Below are 25,989 nucleotides of genomic sequence, written 5' to 3' on the forward strand. Positions count from 1 at the left end.
TAGTCCAGCGCGGCAGGCGTCTCATGAGGCTTTTTGAAATGGGATCAGGTACTGCGGCGGGCTTGAAGAAGGCCAGTAAAAATGACCCGTTTGACGGCGCGGAGTTCCGCTGCAGCGCCGCAAAAGCTTTCGATTATATTTCTTTCCATGACAAAGCCGCGGCGGGCCGTGCTGGATCCAGCCGTCCGCCGGCGTCCGGGACAATCGCGCGCCAGCCGCTCGAACAGGCGGCGATTGCTTGCGTCGTGCCGGGGTCGGCGCAGGCCAGGCGACCGCCGGTTTAAGGGCGGCCGGCGCGGCATCGTTTACCTGAATAAGTACCGCGAAAGAAGAGGGCGCCGCACGCAGTGGAGATTTCGCAACGTTTTGAGATATGGACGCGACACCCGATGGACGGCGGCGTAACGGCATGTGAGGATTTCCTGAAGGGGCGTCGGGGTCGATAAACGCCTCCAGAAGCGTCAAAAGAAAGCGGTCGGATCGAGTTGTCCCATTACTCGAGTTCTGGGAGATCTTCATGAACAAGCAAGTGTTCGCGCTGGCTGTCTCCACCGCTTTGTCCGCCACCTCCTGTGCTATTTTCTGCGCGCCTGCGTATGCCCAGACGAGTGTGACGCTGTACGGCGTGCTCGATGAAGGCATCAACTACACCAACAACGTCGGCCGCGGCCATGTCTATGAACTTGCAAGCGGCGATGCGCAAGGCAGCCGCTGGGGTTTGAAAGGCGCCGAGGAACTCGGCGGCGGCCTGAAGGCGATCTTCCAGCTGGAAAACGGCTTCGACGTCAGCTCCGGGCGGCTTAACCAGGGCGGCCGGATGTTCGGGCGCCAGGCGTTCGTCGGTTTGAGCTCGGCGCCCTACGGCACGTTGACCTTCGGCCGTCAGTACGATTCGGTGGTCGACTATCTGGCGCAGACCACGGCCAATGGCAACTGGGCCGGTTCGCTGTTCTCCCACCCGTACGACAACGACAACACCGACAACACCTTCCGGCTCGACAACAGCGTCAAGTACACCAGCCCGTCGCTCTCGGGCTTCCAGTTTGGCGGCGTATACAGCTTCAGCAATGACACGGGCTTCGCCAACAATCGCGCGTACAGTTTCGGCGGCCAGTACACCTACGGCGGACTGCTGGTGGCCGCGGCGTATCTGCAGGCCGACAACCCCGGCAACGGCTCGAACGGCGCGATCACCGCAAACGACGCCAGCTTTATTGCCGCCCGCATGCGCGTGTTCGGCGGCGGCATCACATATACCTTCGGGCCGGCCACTGCCGGCTTCGTGTACACCAACTCGAACTATCTGGACCCGACCAGCAACGGTTATCTCGGCGTGACGCCGCTCGTCGCACCCGGTGTGTTGTTGAACTCCCTGAAATATCAGAACTTCGAGGTGAACGGCAAATACCAGATTTCGCCGATGCTGTTTGTCGGGGCCCAGTACGTGTACACGATGGAAACCTACGACGCCTCGAGCGGCGGCGTGAAACCGAAAATTCATTCGTTCGGCCTGATGGCGGACTACAACCTGTCCAAACGCACCGACGTGTACATCCAGGGTGAATATCAACAGGTGACCGGCGACGCCACCTATTCGATTCTGGACGATGCCTTCAATGTCGGCACCCAGTCGCCGTCATCGACGTCGAAGCAGGTCGTGGTGCGAGCGGCGATACGGCATAAGTTCTAGCGATGACTGGGCGCGCCGGTTGTGGACTGAATGATGACTGCGAGTTCGAGCGTCATTGAATGTCGCTTTCCCGGGTGACGGGAAATCAATTCATTACGTAATTCTGAATCAGAATGCCGATGATCACGCCAGCGGGAATGCCGAAGGTTCTGCCGCGAATGGTCGCGCTCAGATCTTCGTCGAGTACGAAGCGGCAGCGGCGTTCACGCCAGACGGTTTTATAGGCCAATGGCTTTGCATCGACGATAACGAGGGAAATGAGCGCGGTCACGATGACCTGTTCCAAAGCATGCAGCTTCGCCATGAACGGCGAAAATTCACCGGCATTGCACAGCAATACCATCACGACCGCAGCGATCAGGGCGCCGAAAAAGAAACCACCCATGAATCTGTTCGCTGAATTAAGAGAATCCACTTAAACCTCAAATCATCCACCGGCTTTATCGAGCCGGCGAAGTAAAAAATATACTGACGGAAATAGTTTTCACGCTTAAAGACTTGCCACGCTTTTACAGCGAGGCAGTCAGTCTCAAACGGGACCCGTAAGGATATTTTTTTGACCTTCTTCAACATATCGTCCCTTTCCCAGGCTTGTGTGGGATCAGTCCGAAATGCCTGGCTCGAGATCAGGCCGGTGACAATCAGGCCGGTGACGAAACAGCCGTAACGGCGGCAAGGCGCACGCCGCATAGGCGCCCATTGCCGTCACGACGATCCTGCCGGGCAACCGGCGCACTGCGAACCGATGCTTACGCGCCGAACAGATTCAACTTTGCGTATTGCAACAGCATGATCGTCTTGCCGTCGACGATCTCGCCACGCTCGACCATCGCCAATGCTTCTTCCACGGGCAGTTCGAGCACCTCGATATCTTCGCCTTCGTCGGCAATCCCGCCGCCCGCGCCGACCTTTGTCACCGCGTTGTATTCCGCCACAAAAAAATGCAGCTTTTCCGTCACTGAGCCGGGGCTCATGAAGGCTTCGAACACCTTGCGCACTTCGTGCACGCGGTAGCCGGTTTCCTCTTCCACTTCAGCGCGAATCCGTTCCTCAGGCGAGGCGGCCTCCAGCAGCCCCGCCGGCGCCTCGATCAGCATGCCGTGGTGGCCATTGACGAACGCCGGCAGGCGAAATTGCCGCGTCAGCACCACGGTGCGGCGGCGCGCGTCATACAGCAGCAGCGTCGCGCCGTTGCCGCGGTCATAGGTTTCGCGACTCTGGCGTTGCCAACTGCCGTCCGCACGCTGGTAGTCGAAGGTGGTTTTCTTCAGCACGTACCAGTCGTCCGATAGCACTTTCACGTCGACAATCCGCACCCGCCCGGCGATCTCGTTCATGGTTCGCATCCTGTTCTGTTGGGAAACGCGGTCGGCACCGCACGCAATTATGGTATCGTGCAATATCGTGCAAAAACAAGAAATTTCGTGCAAATCACCGGAACCCTCAAAGGACCGCCGTCGTGCTTACATCGCAAAGAAAACAGTTGATCGTCGAGGCGCTCAAGCGCGACGGCCAGGTGATCGCCAAGACCTTGAGCGTGGAATTCGACGTCTCCGAGGACACCATTCGGCGCGATTTGCGCGAGCTCGCTGCCGAGGGGCAGCTTCAGCGGGTACATGGCGGCGCGCTGCCCGCGTCGCCGGCGGCGGTGGACTTTGCCGGACGCGAGCGCATCGAATCGGCGTCGAAAGCGGCGATCGGCCGGGCGGCGGCCGGCCTGATCGGGCGCGGCCAGATTGCCTTCATCGACGGCGGAACGACTGCCGTGCAACTGGCGCGTCACCTGCCGCGCGACTTGCGGGCGACGATCGTGACGCACAGCCCGAGCATTGCTGTGGAACTGGCGGAGCATACGGCGCTCGAGATCATCATGATCGGCGGCCGCCTGTTCCACCATTCGATGGTCAACGTGGGCGCGGCCGCTATTGAAGCCCTCAGCCACATCCGCGCTGACCTCTACTTCATGGGCGTGACCGGCGTGCATCCGCAAGCGGGCCTGAGTACCGGCGATATGGAGGAGGCCTACGTGAAGCGCGCGTTCGCGGAGCATGCGGCTGAAACGGTGGTGCTGGCGTCGGCGGAAAAACTCAATGCGGCGTCGGCGTACAGGATTGCGGATGTGTCGGCGGCCAGCACGATCGTCGTCGAGCGGAACACGCCGGAGGCACTGACTGCCCCGTTCGAGGCATTGGGTATCACGATTTTGCGTGCGTAGTTTGCGATAAACCCGCCACCATGACGATTCATACCCGATCCGTTATTTGCGAGATAGCTGACAAAAAATGACGCACCCATTCGGGAATAGGCGAGATAATCCCGCCCCTTGCCCTCAGTAGGACTGGGGAAAAAGGCAACTCACGGTAGTTCAAGGTAGATCAGATCGACTGCGGCATAGCCGAAGTGATGGCCGCTGCACGTCGCCGTTACGCCCGGGCGCCCGCAAGCGCCCGCGGATCGAACACCTCCCTCGTGGTGACAGCCTCTGCGCGCTTGTGCATGCGCGATCGCGTGAGCAGCACACGGAGCGGGATGTTTTTCACGCGCTATCGACTGGCTTTGCGCCGTCGTCCTGCCCACGAGTTGCCACTGTGTTCACTAAAGGAGAAGTCCATGGGGAAACTCGACCTTTCGCGTCGTAGTTTTCTGAAGGCCAGCGTATTGGCGGGTGTGTCGGTGTATCTCGCGCCGATGGGCAGCCGCGCATTCGCTGCGTTGTTCGAAGAAAAAATCCTGACACCGGTTCAATGGGACTCGGCTAACGGCCAGGCGAAATTCCGCATCGACGGGATCGCGAAAGTGACCGGTTCCAAAGTGTTCGCGCGCGACATCCGCGCCGCCGACATGCCGCACTGGCCACAGCAGCAGTCGCACGCCTTCATTTTGCGCACGACGCAGGCCGACCGCAGCTATGAAGGCTTCGACCTGGCGCTGCTCGGCGATGATCTGAAACCCGACCGCGTGGTCACGGCTGACGATCTGACGCGCGATGGTCTAATCTTCCCGGCCTTCTACGGCGACGACATGCTGCTGCCGCCGGGCAAGACGCCCGCGTATCTCGGCCAGGCCGTGGCGATCCTGATCTATCACGACTTCGCGCGCTTCCGCTTCGCGAAGAACACGCTCAAGTTCCAGGATCAGATCATCCGTTACGGCGCGCAGACCGGGCCGCTCGAACGCGATCCGTGGGGCACGTTCCGCTTCGTGCGCGTCGGCGGCAAGACGCCCTATGACGACGACACGTTCTCCAGTCTGAAAGACGCGCCAGTGTTCCCGAGCACGATGCGCAAGCACCAGCCGGTGTGGCCCGACGGCGTCGAACACGGCAAGCTCGACGAGCAGGGCATGTTCCACGCCGGGCAGATCCAGCAGGAACTGGATCATCCGTCGGCGGACTGGCTGGTGATGGAGCGCGAGTACAACACGCAGTCGATCGACACGGCCGCGCTCGAACCCGATAACGCGAACTGCTGGTACGACGCGGCGACGCAATCGTTGCACATGGTCGTGCCGACCCAGGCGCCGCTGGAAGTCGTGGAAAGCGCGGCAGGGATGGTCGCGAAATGCGCGTTCCCGGTGAAGAACCTGTTTGTGCACCCGTGCTATACGGTCGGCTACGGTTCGAAGGACCACTTCAACGTGCCGTTCTACGGTCTCGTCTGCGCGATGTATGCGGATGACCGCCCGGTACGTCTGGCTAACGATCGCTACGAACAGTTCCAGACCTCCTTGAAACGCCACGCGTTCAGGATGAACTACCGGATCGCGGTCGACAGGAACACCGGCTTGCTGCAATCGTTCAAGGCCGCGATGGAAGCGGACGGCGGCGGACGTTGCAACTTTTCGCCGTCGGTGGCGATGGTGGGCGCGACGGCGGCGCAGTCGATCTACTACTTCCCGAAGAACGATCTGTCCGCGGTGGCAATTGCTTCGCGCGCGATCGACGCGGGCTCGGCACGCGGCTACGGCACGCTGCAAAGCATGGCCGCGACCGAGATGATGGTCGACGAAATCGCCGCGCAACTGAAGCTCGATCCGATCGACTTCCGCCTGAAAAACGCGCTGCGTTCGGGCATGAAGAACACCCAGGGCGCGGTGCCCGCCGGCGCGATTCGCGTCGACGAGGTGTTGCAGAAGGCGAAGGTTCATCCGCTGTGGACGAATCGCGCGAAACGCAAGACCGAGTTCGAAGCCGCGCATCCGGGCAAGCGCTACGGCGTCGGCTTTGCGTGTGTGCAGAAAGACTTCGGCACCGGCGCGGAAACCTCGTTCGCGAAGGTCGAGTTCAGCGCCGACGGCAAGATCAGCCTGCAACACACGGCCGCCGAAATCGGCACGGGCGTGTCGACCTCGCAGGCCATCGCGGTCGCGAAGTGGCTCGGCAAGCCAGCTACCGACGTGCATGTCGCGATCACCGATTGGCCCGATCTGCCGGTCGTCACGAGCGGCGATCCGTACCTGATGTCGCAAGCGGACCAGGACAAGCTGGCCGCGAATCCGCGTTGGTCGCCAGGTTATGCGTCGCCGTCGAGCGCGACGAACTCGGCGTTCTACTTCACGCACAGCACGCGCGAAGCCGCACGCGTGATCTTCGCGCACGGCTTGTGGCCGGCGGCGCAGGCGATCTGGCGCCAAGGCGACGGTGGCGGGCAGGCCGCGCCGCTGGTGGTGCGCATCGAAGAGGCGCGCTGGGTCGACGGCAAGCTGTCCGCGGCGGGCCTCGAAGCGCTGCCATTCGAACAGCTCGCGAAGAAAGCGCACGAGTTGGGTCTGGTAACCGGCGCGACTGTGCACGTGTTCAACCGCTGGCAATGGACCGAAGCGGACTTCGAGATCGACGGCAGCGTCGAACGTTTGCCGCTCGATGGTCTTTCAGTGCGCTACGGCGATAGCGCTTCGGCCGACAGGCAAAAACTGCAGACCACATCGAATCGCTACCGCGTGCTCGACCGTCAGCGCGTATTCATTCCGCCGGTGCAACGCAATAACGCCGCGGTCACGTACTACAGCGCGGTCGGCACGCTGGTCGAACTGTCGGTGCATGAAGCGAGCGGCAAGGTGGACCTGCTCGCGCATCACTCGATCATGGAATGCGGCAATCAGCTCTCGCCGCAACTCGTGTCGGGCCAACTGCAAGGCGGCCTTGCGATGGGTATCGGCCATGCCTTGCACGAGTATCTGCCGCTTTATGAGGACGGCCCCGGCAACGGCACGTGGAACTTCAATCGCTACCACTTGCCGCGCGCGACGGACGTCGCCGTCTGGACCCAGACCGGCGAAGTACTGCCGCCGCTGACCGAAACCGATCCGCCGAAGGGCATTGCCGAGGTGGTGATGATTCCGGTGGTCGGCGCAATCGTGAACGGTATCGCTCACGCGATCGATCATCGCTTTACCGATCTGCCGGTTACCCCGCAACGTATTCAGGAGGTGCTCGCATGACGACCCCCAATCAGATTTCCGCTCATGCTGCGAGTGGCGTGGTGAATGGCAACGTCGCCTCGGGTGTCGTGTCCGGTGCTTCGGAGGCCGCTGCGGCCAAGGTCGCCTCCGGCCCGGTCGCCTCGGGGGCTGTCCCCGCCAGCGCACCGGCTGCTGCTGTGGTCGAGCGTCCGTTGACGCATTTCCGCACGCTGCCGGTAACGGTCAAGGTGAACGGCGAGATCGTCGGCCCGACCGACGTGCCAGCCGGTCTGATGATGATCGACTTCCTGCACGAGTACCTGCATCTGACCGGCTCGCGCCTCGGCTGTGGCCAGGGCATCTGCCACGCGTGTGTCGTGATCGTCGACAAGCCGGACGGCACTAGCGAGGAAGTGCGCACCTGCATCACCGGCGCGAATTTCTTCCACGGCAAAACCGTTCGTACGATCGAAGGGCACGCCAGGCGCAACGAGGCGGGCGAGGTCGTCGAGCTGTCGCCGATCCAGCAGAAGTTTCTCGAACACTTCAGTTTTCAGTGTGGCTACTGCACGCCGGGTTTCGTCACTGCGGCGACTGTGCTGATCGAACGTCTGAAGCGTCAGCCGATCGCCAGGGACCAGGTCGAGCGCACCATCACGGAGGCGCTGAACGACCATATTTGCCGTTGCACGGGTTACGTGCGCTATTACGAAGCCGTGAAGGAAGTCGTGCTGACGACGCCCGGCCTCGTAAAGGAAGGCAGTCCCCGTGGGCGATTGGGGGGCGCCGAATGATGAGCCGTTCGATGAATTTGCGCCGCGTGTTGCTGCTGGTCGGCGCCGCGGCTTTACTGGGCGCTTGCGCCAAACACGACGACTCTGCTGTCGCGATGCAGGCTGCTGCAGCATTGGGACCGCAATCCACCGCGGCCGATCCGCTCGCGCGCGGACGTTATCTCGTCAAGGCCGCCGACTGTGCCGCCTGCCACACCACCTCCGACGGCGCACCGTTCGCCGGCGGCGTGAAGCTGGCCTCGCCGTTCGGCACCTTTTACGGCACCAACATCACGCCGGACAAGGACCACGGTATCGGCAACTGGAGCGCGGACGATCTGTACAAGGCGCTGCACGACGGCGTCACGCCGGACAAGCAGTTGTATCCGGCGATGCCGTATACGTCCTACCGCCAACTGTCGCGTGCGGACAGCGACGCGATCTACGCGTATCTGATGGCGCAGAAGCCCGCGGCGGTGGCGAACCACGAACCGGAGCTGTCGTTCCCGTTCAACCTGCGTTTTGGGGTGCGTTTCTGGGACTGGCTGTTCCTGACGGACACGTTGCCGGACGCATCGGAAGGGCAATCCCCCAAGGGGACTTCCTCCGGGGCGCCCCCCAAGGGGACTTCCTCCGGGGCGTCGGCGGAGTGGTATCGCGGACGCTATCTGGCAAGCGCGCTTGGCCATTGCGCCGAATGCCACACGCCGCGCGGCAAGTTCGGTCAGCTCGACGGTGCCAGGCCGATGACGGGCGCGGCGCTCGGCCGGATCGCCGCACCGGACATCACGCCGCATGGTTTGGCGTCGCGTGGCTGGACGGCCGCCGACTTGCAGACTTTTTTCGCCACGGGTATCGCGCCGCAAGGCTCGGCATTCGGCGAGATGTATCCGGTTGTGCATCTGAGCAGCCAGTACATGACGCATGACGATCTGCGCGCGATGTCGACGTATCTGCTCGGCGACCAGCCGCCGCCGGCGCAACCATTGCAACCGTCACAATCGGTCTCCGCCGATGCCGCGCAACTCGAGACAGGACGCAACGTCTATCTCGCGGTGTGTGCCGGCTGTCACGGGTTGGGTGGCGAAGGCAAGCCGCACGTCGCGATACCGATGCACGCTAATTCCACGCTGCGTCAAAGCGATGCGCACAATCTGATCGTGGCGATGCTCGACGGCATCGGCGCGCAGGATTTCCCGGGCCTCGAACGGATGCAGGACATGCCGGGTTTCGCCACGCAACTGAGCGACACGGAGCTCGCACAGCTCGCGAATTATCTACGCGCCACGTATGGCGGCCAGCCTGCCGACGTGACGGCCGATGCGGTGAAAGCGTTGCGCTGAACCTGCGCTGCGTTGAACGTCGAACATTGAGCGTTGAATGCTGAATGTCGGGCGGTAAGCGTTAAGCGTGATGTGAGAAGCAGCCGGTGCCCGTTATGAACCGACTCCGCGAAGTTGGACGCCCGTCCGACGATTTGCGGTGTTTTCATCGAGGCGCCGGCTTTTTTATGCGTGGGCCCGTGCCGCTTAACGCAAGTAAATCAACTCCGCGCCTCCAGCAACCCCTTCAGTTTGTTCAGATCGCGCTCGACCCACTGCGCGTCGGCGGCGAATTTCTCGTCGGTCATACCAGGTACGCGAAACAGGGTGAACTGCACGTCGCTACCGCTGCCGTTGGCGATCACCCGCAGCGGGATGTAGATCTCGTTGCCGTCGGGCAAGAGCACGTAATGGTCGAGTACGCCGTAGTTGTTAGGGGCGGAGAAGCGCACCGTCACGGCGCCTTCGCTGCCTTCGAACACCCACATCGGGCCTTCGTGGCGCAACGGTTTGCCGAGCCCCGATGCCCACGTCGGGAACGCGTCCGGTGGTGAAGTGAAAGCGTAGACATCGCGCCAGTCGCGCGCGATATGGACGGTGATGATTTGTGCTTGTGCAGGCGCGGTCATTGTGTCTCCCGTGAATGGCACGCAATGAACTCGCGCGCCGAGGCTTGCTCAAATGGTATCGCGCCGATGCCGTCCGGCGGCGCGACTTACGTTTCGCCGTAGACTAACTGATTCCCTTCACGGAGATTTCATGAGCAATCGCGCGACGCAGACGCTTCCTCATCATAGTTACGCTAATTCGCTGGGTGCACCTCTGGCCTGTGTACAAGGCACGATCAGCAAGGTGTTCCTCGCGCCGGAGTTTCACCATGCCGCCGAGCATCAGCAATTCGTCATCAAGATCGACAAGGTCTTGAAGTTCGAGGGCGGCACGCAGAACCTCGTCGGCACCGAAGTGTTCGTTGCGGTGCGTTTCGGCGACAGCGAGGGGCTCACGCAGCAAATCCCCGGCTTGCAGGTCGGACAACCAATCGAGGCGCAAGGCGAATACATCCCCGAAGCCAGCGCCTATCCCACCGCCGATAACAACAACCCCGTTCTGCCGGTGCTGCACTTCACACATCATCCGGTCGGCTTCGTGCTGTATCAAGGCAAGACCTACAGTTAGTGGGCGCCCGTGCTATCGAGCCAGGGCGGACAGCTAGACGCCTTCGTTTTATCGAGCGGGACGGGCATACGAGCGTCCGCTCGCCAGCACATTTTCCCTGCGCGTTCTTCGTCGCGGCGATTGGCCATTCAAGTTTTGGTGGCGCTCTGCCGTTAAAGCAAACGTTGTCGCCCGGTTCCCGGCGGCGCAGCCGTTTACGGGTATTTGCGACCGTGCGCATCGAGGCTCCAGGCCGACGCCGCGCATGAGGCGCGAACGGGCTGCAGCGGCTGATGCAGCCAGAGCGGCGGCCGCCGGATCTGCAAGGAGCCGCGGTTGTTCAAGGGCAGACAGCGCGGGACTGGTTGCATGCGCAACCAGTCCGCAATACGGCGCGTAAGCTTTGTATCAGATTGTGTGGAGCGGAGCGTTTTCTGCAAAACGCACTTTACAATTCCGCGTGAATTTTAATCAGCAATCTGGCCCTTTTCGCGGAGGATCGCCGGTTATCGGGTATTGAGTGCCTCGTGTCCGGCAACTGGAATCTGGCGTCCGGTAGTCGGAGATCCGGGTCTTCGGCGACGCGAAGGGTTGGTTTGAACGGCATGGCATGGGTGGGCGCCGCGCGAGGCTCCCTCGCTGTGTCGCGAACGAAAGCAGCGCTTCACGGAACGCGCGCATCGTAAGCGACAGGGCCGCACCCGGCTCGCCAATAAAAAAGCAGGAGTCGAACAATGGTGGGAAAGCGCTTCGACAGAACAATGATGGCCAGTCTGGCTGGCGTGTGGGTCGCGCTGGCGGTCAGCGGTTGTGCGAATGTGGGGCAGCAGGGCGCGCAGACCGGCGCGGCATCAGGAGCATCGGTTGCGTCCAGTGTGCCGGCGGTGGCGGCAGCGCCCGCCTCCGATGCGCTCGCAGGCACACAGGTCAAGCTAGCCGCTGACGAGGGCACGCCGCTTAAAAAAGCGCCGCCGCTGGTATATCGCGTCAAGCGTGGCGACACGTTGGCGCGCATCGCGCAGCATCATCATTGCAGCGTCAGGCAGTTGGAGGCGTGGAATGGCCTCAAGAGTTCGTCGCGGTTGAAGCTGGGGCAGGTGCTGCATGTCGCCTCGCCCGAAACGGTGCGGGCGGTTAATGCGGCCAATGCGGCGGCCAATGCGGCGGCCAAAGCAGCGGCGGTCGCTGCAAAGGCTGCGGCGGCGTCCGCGCCTGCTGCGCCGCTCGCAGCGCAGCAGGCGCCGGCGGCAACCGGCGCGCAGGCAACGCAATCCACCGCACAGGCAGCAGCGCAGGCAGCGACGCAATCCACCGCGCAGCCAACGACGCAATCAGCCCCACAACCCTCCGCGCCTAGCGCGGCCGAGGCGCGCGAAGTCGCGCAGCAGACTTCCCGGCACGCGAATGGGGTGTCGCTCGCATGGCCTGCCGGCGGCCGCGTGGTCGAGGCTTTCCAGCCGGGCGAAACGCGCGGCATCGAGATTGGCGGCAAGGTAGGCGATCCGGTGCGGGCCGCGGCTGACGGCAAGGTAATGTACGCAGGCACGGGCCTGAACGGCTACGGCAGTCTGATCATCGTCCAGCATAACAAGGACTTTCTGACCGCCTACTCGCATAACCGCAAACTGCTGGTCAAAATTGGCGACATTGTGCTGCAAGGCCAGCAGATCGCTGAGATGGGCGACGAAAACAACTCGCGCGTCTCTGTCGGATTCGAGTTGCGCCGCGACGGCAAGCCGATCGATCCGATGCCGTATTTGCCACAAGGCCGCGGCTAGATCCTCGGCCGCGCTCCCGGCAGGTCCGCGACCCGTGTCTCGGACAATTAAAAGAGCCGGCGATTTTTCGCCTCTCTACACAAGCAGCGAACCCGGCAAATCATTTGCCGGGTTCGCTGCTTTGTCACATGTGTCTGTCTGGGAGTGGCCGTGAGCAAACGCTGGGTTCGTTGCGATGGCATACCCACCTGTCCGGATCCGATGCTGAGCAAATCAGCTTGCGGCTGTGCGCCTTCTTCGATCGAGCCAGTGCATAGCGGTAAGCGTCGCGGAAAGTCTGCTTACCTTAGCGGGCGTCTCCAAAGCGCGCTGACCGGGTTTTTGCAGCGTTCCTGGCGAGCCTCCCGCAAAAGCTCACCTTTGACTCATCTTTGTTTTAGTCAGCAAAGCCAGGTAAATTGAAAAGAACGTTAATAACGGCATCGCCGGATTGATGCTGAGCGGCACAGGGACAACGCACTATTACGTATCGAGCATAAATCGCCTTAAAATAAGGCGTCTTTGCGTTGGCTGAGTTTGGAAAGCCTGGTAATCGTCGAGGGTGCGTCGATTTTTGATTTAACGAGACGACGCGCGATCGACCGAAATGCACGCATACCAATGGTGAGCGAATCCGGGAGCCGCAGGCACAACCATCACTGCGCGCCGTCCGGTGTCGCGCCAGGCGCGGCCGATCGCACGACGCCCTGCGGCCGCGTTCAACCCCAGCAACGTCCTCCACCTCACGCCAACGAAGCTGGCGCGTCACCGCACCGCCGCCTATTTCGCTTCAGTGCTGCGCAGCAGTTGGGAGACTTGGCCATGGTGATGCAGGATCGCCGGGTCGGCTTGCAGGAGCGGCAAGTAGCGCGGCAGGAACGCGTTATTGGGCTGGTCGGGAGAAAACAGGCCGGTGACCGCTTCAACTGCGGCGAGCCGATCGGCCGCCTCCGCTTCCTTGTCGTCGAGAATCTCGTCGACATTGGCGATGACTGTTGAGAGCGGCGTGAGCCAGCGGAACCCCGAGCCGTTGATGAGCACCTGCAGGAAGGCCGCCGGTGTCACGGGGCCGAATTCCTTTTCGTACACTGCGCGCTCGTGATCGAGAATTGATTTATGCAGCGCCAGTAGCGGTCTGCGAATGTCCGAGAGGAATTGACTGCATTGCTGGTCGTTCATCTTGCGGCTCCTTCGGATAGTCATGCCGGATCAGGCCGGGCGATCGGGTCAAGCCAGATCCATGCTACCAAAATCGTTCGAGGATGCATCAGTCAGAATGATGCGCGTACGCGAAGCACGTCAGGTCAAGCCAATCCGATAATGGTAACGCATTGATTTGAAATCCGTTTCACTTCCGGAAAGGGCGGCGGGCCGGATCTTTTCTTTGCATGCGAACGCCGCAGAGCTGCCGCGCCGCCGGCGAACTTCTCGATGCGCGACTACAATTTCCCGGGTCCCTCCAGCGCATTCGCGCTGCGCATCATCTACTGTACTCATTGAACTGCAGCTGCATTGCCGCATTGTGTATTAGCCCGGCTTGTCGAATAAACATGGCAAGTCTTTGCGTTTTGGTTCGACGTCTCTGTCTAAACAGCCTGACCAACAATAAACCCCACTCGGAGCCGCCCATGACAACGTTCAACATCAACGGCCAAACCCATACTGTCGACGCACCCCCCGACATGCCCATGTTGTGGGTCTTGCGCGATCTCGTCGGCTTGACCGGCACCAAGTTCGGTTGCGGCATTGCCCAATGCGGCGCGTGCACCGTCCATCTCGACGGCGTCGCGGTACGCTCGTGCGTGCTGCCGGCAGCGGCCGTCGGCGACAGGAAAATCACCACCATCGAAGCGGTCGGCAGCACGCCGGCGGGGCAGAAGGTGCAGCAGGCATGGCGTCAGCTGGACGTGGTGCAATGCGGCTACTGTCAGTCGGGGCAGGTGATGTCGGCGGCTTCGCTGATTGCGAGCAACCCCAATCCGACCGATGCGGATATCGACGCCGCCATGGCCGGCAACATCTGCCGCTGTGGGACGTACAACCGCATCCGCGCGGCGATCAAGCAAGCCGCGAAGGGAGCCTGACATGTCCCAGGGATTGCTCGATGCACAAAAAGACGCGCAGCCGTTAGCAGACGAAAGGAGCGGCAAAGACGGCAAGAGAGGCATCACACGCCGCACGTTCCTCAAGCTCAGCGTCACGGTCGGCGCGGCAACGGGCGGCGGCTTGCTGCTGGGCTTCAGCATGCCGGCCGTCAGCCAGGATCAGAAGGCCGGTAAATCGGTGATCGGTGGCGATGGGATTGAAGCGCCGCAAAACGGCGTATTCGCGCCGAACGCGTTCATCCAGATCGACACGGCGGGCAAGGTCACGCTCGTGATTCCGAAGGTCGAAATGGGTCAGGGCGTCTACACGTCGATCCCGATGCTGATCGCCGAAGAGCTCGAGGTGCCGCTCGACTCGGTCACGCTCGACCACGCGCCGCCGAACGAAAAGCTTTTCGGGGACCCCTTGCTCGGCGGCCAGCTCACCGGCGGCTCGACGTCGATCCGCTACGCGTGGGAGCCGATGCGCAAGGCAGGCGCAACCGCCCGCGTACTGCTTGTCAGCGCTGCCGCGCAGCAATGGCAGGTCGATCCGGCAAGCTGCCATGCGCAAGCCGGAGAGGTGATCCATGCCGCCAGCAATCGCAGCATTGGTTACGGACAGTTGGTGAACGCCGCGGCCAGCTTGCCCGCGCCGCAAAACGTCACGTTGAAAGACCCGAAGGATTTCAAGCTGATCGGCACCGCGGCAAAGCGCCTCGATTCGCCGGAGAAAGTCGACGGTACCGCGATGTTCGGACTGGACGTGCGCGTGCCCGACATGGTCTACGCGGCGATCGCGAATTGCCCGGTGTTCGGCGGCACGCTTGCCAGCGTCGACGATACCCACGCGAAGCAGATTCCCGGTGTGCGCCAGGTCGTCAAGCTCGATAACGCGGTCGCCGTGATCGGCGATCACACGTGGGCCGCCAAACGCGGTTTGCAGGCGCTGGATATCAAATGGAACGAAGGCGCGGGCGCGACGCTGGGCATGCAACAGATCGTCGACGATCTCGCCCAGGCATCGCAGCGTAATGGCGCGGTGGCGCGTAAGGACGGCGATGTCGGCACTGCGTTTTCAAACGCCAGGTCACGCATCGACGCCGTGTATCAGCAACCGTTCCTGGCCCACGCCACGATGGAACCGATCAACTGCACCGTGCATGTGCGGCCCGACGGCTGCGATGTCTGGCTCGGCTCGCAGGTGCCGACGCGGGTGGTGGACGCCGCGGTTGCCGTCACCGGTTTGCCCGCCGACAAGATTGTCGTGCACAACCATCTGATCGGCGGCGGTTTCGGCCGGCGGCTCGAGTTCGACATGGTCACCCAGGCGGTCAAGGTCGGCAAACAGGTATCGACGCCGGTGAAGGTGGTGTGGACGCGTGAAGAAGACATCCAGCACGACATGTACCGGCCGTACTACTACGACAAAATCTCCGCCGGTCTCGATGCGAACGGCAAGCCGATCGCGTGGCAGCATCGAATTGTCGGCTCGTCGATCCTCGCGCGTTTCGCACCGCCGGCGTTCAAGAACGGTCTCGACCCGGACGCCGTGGAAGTCGCCTCCGATCTGCCCTACGACTTGCCGAATCAACTGATCGATTACGTGCGCCAGGAACCGCACGCCGTTCCCACCGCGTTCTGGCGCGGCGTGGGACCGACGCGCAGCACCTTCGTGGTCGAGAGTTTCATCGACGAACTCGCCGCGCAGGCGAAAGTCGATCCGGTCAAATATCGCCGCGATCTGTTGGGCAAAACGCCGCGCGCGCTGAACGTGCTCAATACCGCCACGCAGGCGGCGAACTGGGGCAGCGCGGTGCCTACGGGCCAGGGGCGCGGGGTGTCGGTGATGCACGCGTTCGGCAGCTTCTTCGCGATCGTGGTCGACGTGGCGGTCGATCAGGGCGAGGTGGCCGTCAAACGGGTGGTGTGCGCGGTCGACTGCGGAATGGTGGTGAATCCCAACACGATCGAAGCGCAGGTGCAAGGCGGCATCATCTTCGGCATCACGGCGGCGCTCTATAGCCAGATCACGATCAAGGACGGCCGCGTCGAGCAGAACAACTTCACCGACTACCGGATGCTGCGGATCGATCAGACACCGCCGATCGAGGTGCATATCGTGAAGAGTAGCGAGGCGCCAGGCGGCATCGGCGAACCGGGCACGGCGGCGCTCGCGCCGGCGCTGACGAACGCGATTTATGCGGCCACCGGCAAGCGGCTGCGGCAATTGCCCGTCGGCAGCCAACTGCAAACCGCCTAACCGGAGCCCGATATGAAAAACACACTCAAGGGTTTGGGCGCGGCGCTGTGCGTGGCGTTGCCGGTGCTGACGCAAGCACCGGCTCAAGCGGCTCAAGCGGCACCAGCGGCGGATCAGGCACTGGTGCAACGCGGCGCGTATCTGGCGAAAGCCGGGGATTGCGTTGCCTGCCATACGGCGCCGAAAGGCAAGCCATTCGCCGGCGGCTTGCCGATGAACACGCCGATGGGCCAGATCTACACCACCAACATCACGCCCGACCAGCAAACCGGCATCGGCAGTTACACGGAAGAAGACTTTGCAAAAGCGATGCGTGAAGGCGTCGCAAAAGACGGTCACAACCTGTATCCCGCGATGCCATACCCGTCGTATGCGAAGGTCAACGACGACGACATGAAAGCGCTGTACGCGTACTTCATGAGCGGCGTCGCGCCGGTGCAGCAGGCGAACCGCGAAGCGGACATCAAATGGCCGTTGAACATGCGTTGGCCGTTGAAGTTCTGGAACATGGTATTCCTCGAGAAGGGCGTCTATCAGGACAAGCCGGGCAAGGATGTCGCGTGGAATCGTGGCGCCTATCTGATCCAGGGGCTGGGGCACTGCGGTTCGTGTCATACGCCGCGCGGCATCGCGTTCCAGGAGAAGGCGCTGGATGAAGGCGGCAGCGCGTTCCTGACTGGCGGCGTGCTCGACGGCTGGTTCGCGGCGAACCTGACGGGTGAGCACAACGTCGGTTTGGGTCGCTGGAACGATCAGGACCTGCAGGCATTCCTGAAGACCGGCGCGAATCGCCATGCATCGGCGTTCGGTTCGATGACCAGCGTGATCAACAACAGCACGCAGGGCATGAACGACACCGACATCGCGGCGATGTCCACGTACCTGAAGTCGCTACCACCGGCGGGCGGCAACGGGGCGCCTCCCTACACGTACGACCCGCAGGCGACGAAGGTGTCGCTGAACCGCCCCGCGAACGATGCCGGCGCGCGTGTTTACACGGCGTACTGCATGCACTGTCACGGTGTCGATGGACGCGGTTTTGCGCCGATGCTGGCGCCGTTGGCCGGTAATCCGAACGTGCTGGAGAAGGATCCGTCGTCGCTGATCAACGTGACGTTGAACGGCACGGAGGATCTGGTGATCGGCGGCATTCCCGCGCCGTATCCGATGCCGAAGTACGCGCCGGTGCTCAACGATCAGCAGATCGCCGATGTGCTGAGCTTCGTGCGGGCCGGGTGGAACAACGGTGGACCGACAGTCACGGCGGGTGAGGTGGCGAAGTTGCGGAAGTCGACCCAGGCGGCGAAGTAGTCGAATCGCTGCGGCAATAAAAAGCGGCAACCGGAGCGAAATGGTTGCCGCTTTTCCGCGAATGCCTGTGACGCTACCAGGCGATTTCGGAACAGTTCGGTGCAGCAAAGAACAGCCAACGGCAGGTCACCGATGCTGCCCGACCTTCTGCCGCTTTTCCAGCACGCGCGCATACCACGTCAACGGAAAACACATTGCGAAGTAAATCATCGCGACCATGCCGTAGATCGGGAACGGGCGGAACGCGGCATTGGTGATCATCGTGCCGGTCTTGGTCAACTCGGTGAAGCCGATGATCGACGCCAGCGCGGTGCTTTTCACCACCTGCACGAGAAAGCCGACCGTCGGCGCCACAGCGATCTTCAGCGCCTGTGGCCAGACGATATAGCGCAATTGCTGGCTGAACGTCATACCGAGACTCGCCCCCGCGGCCCATTGGCCGCGCGGCACGGCTTCCACGCAGCCGCGCCAGATATCCACCAGATAGGCGCTCGTATAAAGCGTCAACGTGACGGTCGCCGCCACCCAGGGCGAAACATCCACCCCCAGCAACGGCAGGCCGAAGAACGCCAGAAACAGTTGCATCAGCAATGGCGTGCCCTGAAACACTTCCACATACACAACGACGATCCGGCGCAGCCACGGGATCGGCGACACGCGCATCGCGAGCAGGATCAGCCCGACCACACCGCCGCCGACAAACGCGATCAGCGACAACAGCACCGTCCAGCGGGCGGCGAGCAAAAGATTGCGGGCGATGTCCCACAGCGTGAATTCGACCATGATCAACGCTCCGTCGGCAGAGTGCGGGCACCGCGCCACATCAGGCGGGTGCGCCAGTTACGCGAGGGGGTGTCGGCACCACGCGCCGCGCGGCCGGCAAACAGTCCGCGGCCAAACCGGTTCAACAATTGGCGCAACAGAATCGACAAGGCCAGATACGCTGCGGTGATGATCAGATAGCTCTCGAACGAGCGGAAGTTGCGCGACTGAATGAAGTTGGCCGCATAGGTCAGATCGGGCACCGAGATCTGCGAGACCACCGCCGAGCCGAGCATCACGATCAGCACCTGGCTCAACAGCGCGGGGAACACGTTGGCGAGCGCCTGCGGCAGCACGACGTAGCGGAACACTTGCCGTCCGTGCAGGCCGAGCGCTTGCGCTGCCTGCACCTGGCCGCGCGAAATCGAATCGATGCCGGCGCGCACGATTTCGATCGCATACGCGCCGAGATTGACGGTCATCGCCAGAATCGCGGCCTGCACCTCGTCGATATGAATGCCGAGGCTCGGCAAGCCGAAGAAGATGAAGAACAACTGGACGATGAACGGCGTATTGCGGATCAACTCGACGTAAGTCGCGACCACCCAGCGCGCCCACTTTGGCCCGGCCACCGCGATACTCGCGCCGCCAATCCCGACGAGACCGCCGAGCACGGTGGATACGGCGGTCAGCCCAAGCGTGACGGCGACGCCGCGCGCGAGCAGCCCCGCATAGAGGCCGAAGCCACTGAAATCGAACGCATAGGTCATGGTGTGGCGCTCATCATGAGGTCAAACTCCGCGCAACCGCCCCGCGGAAAGTCCCCTTTGGGGGCGCCCGAAAGAACGCCCCTTGAGGGGCGCTCCGAAGGACGTCCCCGAGGGAACCGGCTTGGTCAGTTCGCGCAATAAAGGTTCAGAGGTCGGCCGGCAGCGGCGCACGCAGCCATTTCTGCGAAATCGCGTTCATCGTGCCGTCCTTGCGGGCCTTGGCAATCGTGTCGTCGACTTTCTGCTTCAGACGCGGCTCGTTCTTGTTCAAACCGACGTGGTCCGGCGAGCTGAACAGCGAGAACTTCTGCTCCGGATCGTTCGCCGGATGACGCGCGAGAATGGTTGCGCCGACGTCGTTGCCGACTACCATCAACTGTACCTGACCAGAAAGAAACGCCGAAATAGCGCCGTTAGGATCGTCGAAACGTTTGATGGTCGCCGTGGGCGGGGCGATTTTGGTCACGCTCAGGTCTTCCAGCGTGCCGCGCGCGACCGAAATCGACTTGCCGGCGAGGTCGGCGGCGTTCTTCACGGGCAGCGCTTTCGGGCCGAAGACGGCGAGGTAGTAGGGCGCGTAAGGCTGCGAGAAGTCGATCACTTTTTCGCGCTCCGGCGTCTGGCCGACTGAAAGCAACATGTCGGCTTTGTGATCGGCGAGGTAGGCCATGCGGTTGTCGCCCGTCACTTGCACGAGTTCGACTTTCGCGTTCAACGCCTTGCCGATCAGATTGGCGACGTCGATGTCGTAGCCCATCGGCTTCATATCCGGGCCGATCGAGCCGAACGGCGGATAGTCCTCGAATACGCCGATGCGCACCGTGCCGGACTTCGCGATCGTGTCGAGCGCATCCGCCTTCGCGGCCGACGGAAACGCGCACAAGGCACCGAGGCCGGTGAAGGCGAGCGTCGCAGCGAGGGTGGCGACGACGCGGCGGGTGCTGTTGCGGGCAACTTGCGGTTGATTCATGGTCTTTCCTCTGTCGAAAACTCGGTATTGGAATGGGTGTCGGTGAGCGCAACGGTAAGCGCATCGGCGAGCGCTGCGCGGATTAACGAGCTTAACGAGCCGCCCGCGCGGCAATCAGTTTGCACGCGTGCGGTGGCAATTCCGCGAGTACCGGCATACCGAGCGTCAGGCCCGGCGTTTCCCTCGGGGTGGTCGCGGCGGTTAGCGTGAAGCCGGCGCAATCGATCGTCGCTTCGAGCGACGCCCCCACGTCGCGGATAAAAGTCACCGTGCCCGCGAGCCGGTTCGGCCCGGCATCCGCGGACGCCGACTTGACGCATACGTCCTCCGGCCGGATCAGCAGACGGATATCGCTAGTGGACTCCGGCACCCGCGCCGGTTGCGCAACGGCGATGCGCCGGCCGCCCGGCAGACTGACCCCGCCCGCGCCGTCGTAGGTGACCGGCAGGATGTTCCCAAGACCGATGAAATCAGCGACGAATTCGCTGACCGGATCGCGATAGATATCAAGCGGTTTGCCGACCTGCGCGATCCGGCCTTTCTCCATCACCACGATTTCGTCGGCCATCGTCATCGCTTCGCGTTGATCGTGCGTGACCATGATCGTCGTGATGCCCAGGCGCTGTTGCAGCAGCCGGATTTCGACCTGCATCGCTTCGCGCAGTTTGGCGTCGAGCGCGGAAAGCGGTTCGTCGAGCAGCAGCAGTTTCGGTTGTGACGCGATCGCGCGGGCAATCGCCACGCGTTGCCGCTGGCCGCCGGAGAGTTGCGTGACCGGCCGGTTCGCCATATGCGGCAACTGGATCAGCTCCAGCAATTCGGTGACGCGGCGCGCTTGCGCGTCTTTCGCGGTCTTGCGCAACCTGAGCGGATAGGCGATGTTTTGCGCGACCGTCATATGCGGAAACAGCGCGAGCGACTGAAACACCATGCCGAAGTCGCGCTGATTGGCGGGCAGATGCGTGATGTCGCGGCCGGCGAAATCGATGCTGCCCGAACTCGGCGTTTCCAGCCCGGCGATCATCCGCAGCAGCGTGGTCTTGCCGCAGCCGGACGGCCCGAGAAAGCACACCAGCTTGCCGTCGGGCACGCTCAGATCGACGCTGTCGACGGCATACGCCGCGTTGAAGCGCTTGGTCACGGCCTGCAAGGTCAGATGGGTCATCGAATGCTCCAGCAAGAAGGCGTCAGCGCAGCGCGAATTGAAACGTGGTCCAGGGTGGTCAAAGGGCCACGCCTTCGTCGCCGATCAGCTTTTCAAGCAGCCAGATCAGCGCGAAATCGATCGCGACGATGAATACGGCAAAACAGAACACGGTCGGATCGAGCGACGACACCGTGCGGCTGTAGAGCCACACCGGCAACGTCATCGTGTCGATGCCGTACAGAAAGAACGTCACCGTGAATTCGTTGAACGAGACGATGAACGCGAACAACATGCCGGCGAGAATGCCGGGGCGCATCAACGGCAGGATCACGTCGATCAGCGCGCGGGTCGGACTCGCGCCCATCACACAGGCGGCTTCCTCGAACTCGGGACCGATCGAGGCCACCGACGCCGCGCAATTTTTCACGGTGAACGGCAGCGCCAGGATCACATGCGCGATGATCAGGCGGAATACACCGAGTTCGACCGGCAGCACGTTGAACACCAGCAGCAGCGACAAGCCGAGCATCACCAGCGGATAGACGAGCGGCAACGCCACCAGCTGTTCGACCGCGGGTTTGCCGCGAAAACGGTAGCGGCTCAGTGCGTAGGCGGCCGGCACCGAGACGAGTGTGGCGATCACCATCGTCGAAAGCGCGACGATCAGGCTCGTGCTGAGCGCGGCGCCCATCGAGAGCGAGTCGCTCGCGTCCGGCGAGACGAAGCTGTGCCACGCCGCGCGATACCAATGCAGGCCGTAGGCGTGCGGTGGGAATTCAAGCGTGTCGGCGGCGCTGAATGACATGGTGATCATCGTCAGGATCGGCAGCGCGGCGAGGAACAGCACGATCGCGGCGAGCAGCGCGGTGGCCTTGCCGAGCTGACCAGGCATGGTCATCGGCAAGCGTGGTGAACGTGGTGAACCCGGTGGACGTGTCAGACGCGGCGTCTGGATTGGCGTGCTCATGCGTGAGGCTCCTCGGCGAGACGTTGCGTGCGGCGCACGAGCCGCTGCGACAGCGCCATCACAGTCAGCGTCGCGATCATCAAGACGACGCCCGATGCGGAAGCGGCGGGCCAGTTGAGCAAGGGCGCGACCTGGTCGTGGACCAGCACGGCGAGCATCGGCACGCGGCGTCCGCCCAGTAACAGGGGCACGGCGAAGGCGCTGGCGTTGTACGCGAACACCAGCAGGGCGCCGGACACGAGCCCCGGCATGGCGAGCGGCAGCAACACGTGACGCAGCGTTTGCCAACGCGTCGCGCCGAGCGTAGCCGCGGCTTCTTCATACGAGCTCGAGACCGCGCGCATGGCACTCGACAACGGCAGCACGGCGAGCGGGAACGCCGTCTGAATCAAACCGAGCAACACGCCGTGTTCGCGGTACAGCCACATCACCGGACGATCGACGAGGCCGCTGCCGAGCAGTGCGTGATTGAGCAGGCCGGCCGGACCGAGAATGATCAGCCAGCCATAACCTTGCAACAGTAGATTGACGAGCAAGGGCAGCAGCACGCCGGCCAGCAACAGCCGTCGCGCGAGCCGCGATTGGGTGCGCGCCATCGCCAGAGCGACGGGAATCGCCAGCAGCACGGCGCAGACCATGCTCTGGAAGGCGAGCTTCAACGTGAGCCACAACGACTTCAGAAAATAGCCGTCGAGGAGATCGGCGTAGTTCTGCAGCGTGAAGCCATGCCATTCGTTGCCTTGCGTGCCGAAGCTCATGCGCAGTACGACGAGCGCTGCCGCGCCGAGGATGGCGAGAAACAGCAGGATCGGCGAGAGCAGCAGCCAGGGACGCGCTTTCGTCATCATGGTGCCGGTGGGATCGGGCCATGCGTCGGCAGAGACGCCGCGCACGGCGGGGGCTGTGTCGGACACCGTTTCCAACGCCACCTCGGGCGCCGCGTCGGACGACGTTTTAGAAGCGGTGACCCGAGCAGCTTCCGCGGTCACTTCCGACGCCGCCGAGGCACGCCGCGAAAAGCGCGCGAGCATCGCGGTCACGCCGCGAAAATTTCGGTGTAGCGCTTGATCCACGCCGGCTGCACGACGGCAAGCGCCTTGTCGTCATGCAGGATCGCTTTCTCGGCGATCTGCTGCGGGCTCGGCACGAACGCGCGGCTCTCTGCCGGAATCACAGCTTTCGAATTGACCGGACCGTTCAACACATCGGCAGCCATGCGGCCTTGCACGCCGGCATCGAGCGAATGGTTGATGAAGGCATGGATCAGATCGCTGTCGGCCGGGTGCGATTTCGGAATCACCGTGAACATCAGTTGTGTGGCGAAGCCTTCCTTCATGCCGTAGGTCACGCCCATTTTGTATTCGGGCTTGCGGATCTGGTCCGGGAAAAAGGCCGGCGAATAGATGCCGCCTATATCGAGCGAACCCGTGCGGAACAGATCCGCGACCTGGTTCGGATTCTCGCCGAGCGTCATCACGTGGTCTTTCAGCTGCATCAGCTTCTTGAAACCTGGCTCGATGTTCTGTTGCGAGCCGCCGTTCATTTTCGCGGCAATGATCGCGAGGTCCACCGCTTCGGCCCATTCGGGCGGCGGCAGGAACAGGCGTCCGGCGTACTTCGGGTCCCATAGCGCTTCGTACGAAGACGGCGCCGACTTGACCGTCGAGGTGTTGTAGATCAACCCGTCCGACCACAGCAGATAGCCGACGCCGAAGCCATTCGCACCGGTGCGGTATTGCGGCGCGACGTCCTTCAGGTTCGGCAGCTTGTCGAGATCGGGCTTCATCAGCAGGCCCGCGTCGCCGAGACCCGCGGCGCCCACGCCGGCTAGCGTGATGACGTCGTAGGTCGGCCGATCGCCCGCGGCCTTGACCTTGGCGACCATGCCGGACGTGCCGTCGGCGCGATCGGCGATCACCTTGGCGCCGGTCTTCGCCGTGAAGGTGGCGGCGATGTTGCGCAACGCGGCAGCGCCGGTGTCGTCGGACCAGGTCAGCAGGCGCAGCGTCTTGCCGGAGAAGTTGTGCTCCTGTGCGCGCAGATTGATGAACGGCATCGGCAACGTGGACGCCGCGAGTGCCGCGCCGATCGTCTTGATGGCCTGCCTTCTACCCCGTTTGATTTCTTGCATGGCGCTCTCCAGTGTTGAACCCAACCTCGCGCTACGCCCGAAGCGTTGCGTGTTGATGCACTCTAGGGTTGTCAAAATCCTCCGCCAAACGAAATATGCGCATGGAGCGCATGAAGGAATCTCATGGGCTGACCGTCGCGGGATGCCAGCGGCGACTTTGCTGCAATCCGTGGGAACGCCGGGGTGGCGGCGTATCGGGGTTAACGTCCATGATTATTCAGCGCGGGCTTGCGTGACGGAGGTATGAGGAAAGCTCGGTTCTGGTGCGGTGCCCGGCGGCATCTGCCCTGAGTCGGTGCAAACAGGCGCTCTCAGCTGCAATTGACGGCGAGCGCATGAGCGAAATGCATGCAAATGGGTTCGCACACAACGCGTGCTGGAATTTCGGATCGCGTATGCTGTGGGCTCAGTGGGCGTTATCGCGCGCAACAGCGCACCCAACAGCGCACGCCCACGCAATGACTTTTCCTGATCCCGGACCGGACTCTTCATGCGACGTCTCCCGCCGCTCAATGCGCTGCAGATTTTCGAAACCGTCGCGCGGCATCGCAGCTTCACGCGCGCGGCCGACCACTTATGCCTGACGCAAGGCGCGGTAAGCCGGCAAATCATCGCGCTCGAGGACTACTACAAGTTTCCGCTCTTTAAACGCCACGCGAAAGGTCTGACGCTGACCGCCGAAGGCGAATTGCTGCTGCCGGCCGTGAAGGAGAGTTTCGCGCGCATCGAAGAGATATCGCTGCGCCTCACGCGTCAACGCACCGATCTCGCACTGAAAGTGCCGACCTGCGTGATGCGCTGGATGTTGCCGAAGATCATGCGCTTCCAGGCGGAGTATCCCGATCTGCACGTGCAGATCACCACGACCTGGCAGCACGACGTCGATTTCCAGCTCGAGCCGTTCGATGCGGCGATCATCTACGCCTCGTCACCGGGCGTGGACGTGCAGGCGGTGCCGTTATTCGAGGAGCGTCTGACGCCGGTGTGCGCGCCCGATCTGCTGAAAGACAAACCGCTGGACGAAATTGCGGATCTGGCGCGTCACACGCTGCTGCATCCCACCCGCGATCATCGCGACTGGAAGATGTGGCTCGCCAAGGTGACCGAAGTGGATGCCGCGAATGCGCAGATGATCGACGCCGAACACGGACCGAGCTTCGACACACTCGACATGGCCACCAACGCCGCGTTGCAGGGCTTCGGTGTTGCCATCAGCGACCTTGCCCTGATCGACGAAGATGTCACCGCCAAGCGCCTCGTGCGGCCGTTCGATACGGTGCTCAAGACCGGTTGGCGCTATTACTTCGTGTATCCGGATTCAGTCGCGCATCAGCAGAAGTTGAATCTGTTTCGCGACTGGATCGCGGAGCATTGGGAAGAGTAGGCGAGGCGCGCGTTATTCCTGCCTCGCTTTAAGGGCGACTCACCCTGACCGATGAACGTCGCATAGAAAAACCTTGGGCTCGCGGCGAGGGCCTTGTCCCCAT

Annotated in this window: 23 protein-coding genes; 12 read left to right on the forward strand and 11 right to left on the reverse strand. The window is 62.5% G+C overall.

Annotation, left to right across the window (positions count from 1 at the left end):
- The first annotated feature begins 23 nt into the window (after window positions 1-23).
- Both PQR53_RS20025 and PQR53_RS20030 read left to right on the forward strand, forming a co-directional pair.
- Window positions 24-284 (forward strand): hypothetical protein, encoded by a 261-nt coding sequence (locus PQR53_RS20025; protein ID WP_408457387.1) that lies wholly within the window; start codon window positions 24-26, stop codon window positions 282-284.
- Window positions 285-517: 233 nt separating this feature from the next.
- Window positions 518-1,690, forward strand: a complete 1,173-nt coding sequence (locus tag PQR53_RS20030) for a porin (RefSeq protein ID WP_408457390.1) — start codon at window positions 518-520, stop codon at window positions 1,688-1,690.
- Window positions 1,691-1,775: 85 nt separating this feature from the next.
- Here the strand turns inward: PQR53_RS20030 and PQR53_RS20035 are convergent, their stop codons facing one another.
- Window positions 1,776-2,075: a hypothetical protein gene (locus tag PQR53_RS20035; RefSeq protein ID WP_218899974.1), complete on the reverse strand. Its 300-nt coding sequence runs from the start codon at window positions 2,073-2,075 to the stop codon at window positions 1,776-1,778.
- Window positions 2,076-2,439: 364 nt separating this feature from the next.
- Window positions 2,440-3,027 carry an NUDIX domain-containing protein gene (locus PQR53_RS20040; protein ID WP_408457392.1) on the reverse strand — a complete coding sequence of 196 codons (588 nt, stop codon included), beginning with the start codon at window positions 3,025-3,027 and terminating at the stop codon, window positions 2,440-2,442.
- Window positions 3,028-3,149: 122 nt separating this feature from the next.
- Between PQR53_RS20040 and PQR53_RS20045 the strand changes: the two genes are divergently transcribed.
- From PQR53_RS20045 to PQR53_RS20060, 4 genes are all read left to right on the forward strand, one after another.
- Complete coding sequence (locus tag PQR53_RS20045) at window positions 3,150-3,905, forward strand: DeoR/GlpR family DNA-binding transcription regulator (RefSeq protein WP_408457395.1); 756 nt, start codon at window positions 3,150-3,152, stop codon at window positions 3,903-3,905.
- Window positions 3,906-4,300: 395 nt separating this feature from the next.
- Window positions 4,301-7,129, forward strand: a complete 2,829-nt coding sequence (locus PQR53_RS20050; RefSeq protein WP_408457398.1) for a xanthine dehydrogenase family protein molybdopterin-binding subunit — start codon at window positions 4,301-4,303, stop codon at window positions 7,127-7,129.
- Window positions 7,126-7,884 carry a (2Fe-2S)-binding protein gene (locus PQR53_RS20055; RefSeq protein ID WP_408457401.1) on the forward strand — a complete coding sequence of 253 codons (759 nt, stop codon included), beginning with the start codon at window positions 7,126-7,128 and terminating at the stop codon, window positions 7,882-7,884. Before PQR53_RS20050 ends, PQR53_RS20055 begins: the two co-directional genes overlap by 4 nt.
- Complete coding sequence (locus tag PQR53_RS20060) at window positions 7,884-9,206, forward strand: cytochrome c (protein WP_408457525.1); 1,323 nt, start codon at window positions 7,884-7,886, stop codon at window positions 9,204-9,206. Before PQR53_RS20055 ends, PQR53_RS20060 begins: the two co-directional genes overlap by 1 nt.
- Window positions 9,207-9,406: 200 nt before the next feature.
- Here PQR53_RS20060 and PQR53_RS20065 read toward each other — a convergent pair whose 3' ends face one another.
- Complete coding sequence (locus PQR53_RS20065; protein ID WP_408457404.1) at window positions 9,407-9,814, reverse strand: SRPBCC family protein; 408 nt, start codon at window positions 9,812-9,814, stop codon at window positions 9,407-9,409.
- Between the two features lie 130 nt (window positions 9,815-9,944).
- Between PQR53_RS20065 and PQR53_RS20070 the strand changes: the two genes are divergently transcribed.
- Window positions 9,945-10,361, forward strand: a complete 417-nt coding sequence (locus PQR53_RS20070; RefSeq protein ID WP_408457407.1) for a hypothetical protein — start codon at window positions 9,945-9,947, stop codon at window positions 10,359-10,361.
- Window positions 10,362-11,074: 713 nt separating this feature from the next.
- Window positions 11,075-12,118, forward strand: a complete 1,044-nt coding sequence (locus PQR53_RS20075; RefSeq protein WP_408457409.1) for a peptidoglycan DD-metalloendopeptidase family protein — start codon at window positions 11,075-11,077, stop codon at window positions 12,116-12,118.
- A 759-nt stretch (window positions 12,119-12,877) separates the two neighbouring features.
- On the opposite strand, the gene PQR53_RS20080 is transcribed toward PQR53_RS20075, so the two are convergent.
- A complete protein-coding gene (locus PQR53_RS20080) occupies window positions 12,878-13,276 on the reverse strand; it encodes a hypothetical protein (protein ID WP_179737621.1) in 399 nt (132 codons plus the stop codon).
- A 449-nt stretch (window positions 13,277-13,725) separates the two neighbouring features.
- Here PQR53_RS20080 and PQR53_RS20085 point away from each other — a divergent pair, with 449 nt between their 5' ends.
- Genes PQR53_RS20085 through PQR53_RS20095 form a run of 3 tightly spaced genes read left to right on the forward strand, consistent with a single transcriptional unit; the run spans window position 13,726 to window position 17,755 of the window.
- On the forward strand, window positions 13,726-14,181 hold the full coding sequence (locus PQR53_RS20085; RefSeq protein ID WP_323043332.1) for a (2Fe-2S)-binding protein: 456 nt from the start codon (window positions 13,726-13,728) through the stop codon (window positions 14,179-14,181).
- 1 nt (window position 14,182) lies between these two features.
- Entirely contained in the window at window positions 14,183-16,444 is a 2,262-nt protein-coding gene (locus tag PQR53_RS20090) for a xanthine dehydrogenase family protein molybdopterin-binding subunit (protein WP_408457411.1), read from the forward strand.
- 12 nt (window positions 16,445-16,456) lie between these two features.
- On the forward strand, window positions 16,457-17,755 hold the full coding sequence (locus PQR53_RS20095) for a c-type cytochrome (RefSeq protein ID WP_408457414.1): 1,299 nt from the start codon (window positions 16,457-16,459) through the stop codon (window positions 17,753-17,755).
- A gap of 126 nt (window positions 17,756-17,881) precedes the next feature.
- On the opposite strand, the gene PQR53_RS20100 is transcribed toward PQR53_RS20095, so the two are convergent.
- From PQR53_RS20100 to PQR53_RS20130, 7 genes are all read right to left on the reverse strand, one after another.
- Window positions 17,882-18,538 carry an amino acid ABC transporter permease gene (locus tag PQR53_RS20100; RefSeq protein ID WP_408457417.1) on the reverse strand — a complete coding sequence of 219 codons (657 nt, stop codon included), beginning with the start codon at window positions 18,536-18,538 and terminating at the stop codon, window positions 17,882-17,884.
- Window positions 18,539-18,540: 2 nt separating this feature from the next.
- Window positions 18,541-19,287, reverse strand: a complete 747-nt coding sequence (locus tag PQR53_RS20105) for an amino acid ABC transporter permease (RefSeq protein ID WP_408457420.1) — start codon at window positions 19,285-19,287, stop codon at window positions 18,541-18,543.
- A gap of 145 nt (window positions 19,288-19,432) precedes the next feature.
- On the reverse strand, window positions 19,433-20,257 hold the full coding sequence (locus tag PQR53_RS20110) for a transporter substrate-binding domain-containing protein (protein ID WP_408457423.1): 825 nt from the start codon (window positions 20,255-20,257) through the stop codon (window positions 19,433-19,435).
- Between the two features lie 91 nt (window positions 20,258-20,348).
- On the reverse strand, window positions 20,349-21,422 hold the full coding sequence (locus PQR53_RS20115; protein WP_408457426.1) for an ABC transporter ATP-binding protein: 1,074 nt from the start codon (window positions 21,420-21,422) through the stop codon (window positions 20,349-20,351).
- Between the two features lie 58 nt (window positions 21,423-21,480).
- Window positions 21,481-22,371: an ABC transporter permease gene (locus PQR53_RS20120; RefSeq protein ID WP_408457428.1), complete on the reverse strand. Its 891-nt coding sequence runs from the start codon at window positions 22,369-22,371 to the stop codon at window positions 21,481-21,483.
- Complete coding sequence (locus PQR53_RS20125) at window positions 22,368-23,402, reverse strand: ABC transporter permease (protein ID WP_408457528.1); 1,035 nt, start codon at window positions 23,400-23,402, stop codon at window positions 22,368-22,370. The genes PQR53_RS20120 and PQR53_RS20125 overlap by 4 nt, the downstream gene beginning before the upstream one ends.
- Before the next feature lie 5 nt (window positions 23,403-23,407).
- The gene (locus PQR53_RS20130; RefSeq protein WP_408457431.1) at window positions 23,408-24,502 is read right to left on the reverse strand and encodes an ABC transporter substrate-binding protein; all 1,095 of its coding nucleotides are present in this window, start codon (window positions 24,500-24,502) and stop codon (window positions 23,408-23,410) included.
- A gap of 490 nt (window positions 24,503-24,992) precedes the next feature.
- Between PQR53_RS20130 and PQR53_RS20135 the strand changes: the two genes are divergently transcribed.
- Window positions 24,993-25,886: a LysR substrate-binding domain-containing protein gene (locus tag PQR53_RS20135; RefSeq protein WP_408457433.1), complete on the forward strand. Its 894-nt coding sequence runs from the start codon at window positions 24,993-24,995 to the stop codon at window positions 25,884-25,886.
- Window positions 25,887-25,989: the final 103 nt, after the last annotated feature.

The organism is Paraburkholderia fungorum (genome assembly GCF_046027605.1).
In the GTDB taxonomy this organism is placed as follows: domain Bacteria; phylum Pseudomonadota; class Gammaproteobacteria; order Burkholderiales; family Burkholderiaceae; genus Paraburkholderia; species Paraburkholderia fungorum_F.